Raw genomic sequence first — 462 nt, 5'->3', positions numbered from 1 at the left:
TCGACAGTTATCCGCACGAGCTTTCGGGCGGCCAGCGGCAGCGTGTGATGATCGCCATGGCGCTGGCGAACGAGCCGGATCTGCTCATCGCCGACGAGCCGACAACGGCGCTCGATGTGACCATCCAAGCGCAGATCCTCGATCTCCTGCGGTCGCTGCAGAGCCGTTTCGGCATGGCCATCGTGCTGATCACGCATGATCTAGGCATCGTCCGGCACTTCGCCGAAAGGGTGGTCGTGATGCGCCGCGGTGAAGTGGTGGAGAAGGGGACGACCGCGGATATTTTCGAGCGGCCGAACGCTGACTATACCAAGATGCTCCTCGCCGCCGAGCCGAGCGGCAGGAAAGAGCCGCCGCCGGATCATGCGCCAATCATTCTGGAGGGGCTGAATGTCGCGGTGGATTTCTCGCTCGGTGGCGGCCTGCTCGGCGGTTCTCCGATGGTGTTCCGCGCGGTGGACG

The 462-nt window shown here is 64.1% G+C and carries 1 protein-coding gene; it reads left to right on the top strand.

Annotation, left to right across the window (positions count from 1 at the left end; genetic code table 11):
• The coding region (locus DUT91_RS25155; protein WP_114443063.1) for an ATP-binding cassette domain-containing protein at window positions 1-462 on the top strand (462 nt) is incomplete at both ends.

This window comes from Paramesorhizobium salinisoli (assembly GCF_003335045.1).
Taxonomy (GTDB): Bacteria; Pseudomonadota; Alphaproteobacteria; order Rhizobiales; family Rhizobiaceae; genus Paramesorhizobium; species Paramesorhizobium salinisoli.
Note: the sequence above shows the minus strand (reverse complement) of the source record. Positions and strands in the feature narration are given on the sequence as shown.